At 44.6% G+C, this 911-nt stretch carries 2 protein-coding genes; one reads left to right on the top strand and one right to left on the bottom strand.

The annotated features are described in order from the left end of the window. A partial coding sequence (locus tag ACOCD2_RS22465; protein WP_293885883.1) for a hypothetical protein occupies positions 1-269 on the bottom strand: 269 nt, incomplete at its 3' end. Between ACOCD2_RS22465 and ACOCD2_RS22460 the strand changes: the two genes are divergently transcribed. Next, on the top strand, positions 153-503 hold the full coding sequence (locus ACOCD2_RS22460) for a type II toxin-antitoxin system PemK/MazF family toxin (RefSeq protein WP_293885882.1): 351 nt from the start codon (positions 153-155) through the stop codon (positions 501-503). The genes ACOCD2_RS22465 and ACOCD2_RS22460 overlap by 117 nt on opposite strands. Positions 504-911 lie beyond the last annotated feature (408 nt).

Below are 911 nucleotides of genomic sequence, written 5' to 3'. Positions count from 1 at the left end.
TATTTTTTGAGATTTTTAGTGGTTTTTCTCCTCTGAAACTCTAAACTCCAGTCAGTAAAGTAATGGGTAAAAAATAACCAATGCCAATACAAATTCACCCGGAACAGGGAACTATCGTTATTTGTGACTTCAAAGGGTTTGTTCCTCCTGAAATGGTAAAAAGGAGACCTGCTGTCGTAATCTCTCCAAGGCTCCGTAGGCGGCAACATCTCTGCACGGTGGTTCCGCTCAGCACCACTCCACCCAATCCTGTAGCTGCTTATCATCACAAATTTACTCTCGATCCAGTTCTACCAAAGCCATATAACTCTAAAATTCAGTGGGTTAAGGCCGATATGTTGTACACAGTGTCATTCGATCGACTATATTTGCCCTTCGAGAAAAAAGATGGTTCAGGGAAACGAATCTACGATATTCGGGTCCTAGACAAAGCCGATATGATAAAAATTCAACAGTGCATACTTCATGGTATCGGTTTGACCTCATTGACAGATTATCTGTAACAGTCTATGCTTATATTGTTCCCGCTCTGCCTAGCATCGGGCTTTAAGTCCACGAAAGTGGCCACCATGCGCCGGAGATTGCAATCCTGCATGGCGTCTTTCAAGGCTCTGCATCCATGCAGGGCCTTTTGCTTTTCTGGCATAATCAAAACACCTAACAATCACATAACCGGCATTTTGCTCTGCTGCGCGCCGCAAAATGCCGGTTATGTGTAGCGTTAAGTTTTCAAGGAGAAATCGTACAAATGCCATTTGATGATCTAATGACTGACACTGTAAAAGTGTTAGGCTCCTCAGCAGAATTTGTGGGTAGCAGAGGTGGGTTTGAGGCAAATGATCAGGTCAGTCCTGTCGGGGTAGAGCCCCCCACCCGGTCTCTGAGAAGATGGAGTTGTGAAACCATCATCA

This window comes from Thiolapillus sp. (assembly GCF_048562965.1).
In the GTDB taxonomy this organism is placed as follows: Bacteria; Pseudomonadota; Gammaproteobacteria; order Chromatiales; family Chromatiaceae; genus Thiolapillus; species Thiolapillus brandeum_A.
This window is presented reverse-complemented; position numbering and strand designations above follow the sequence as displayed.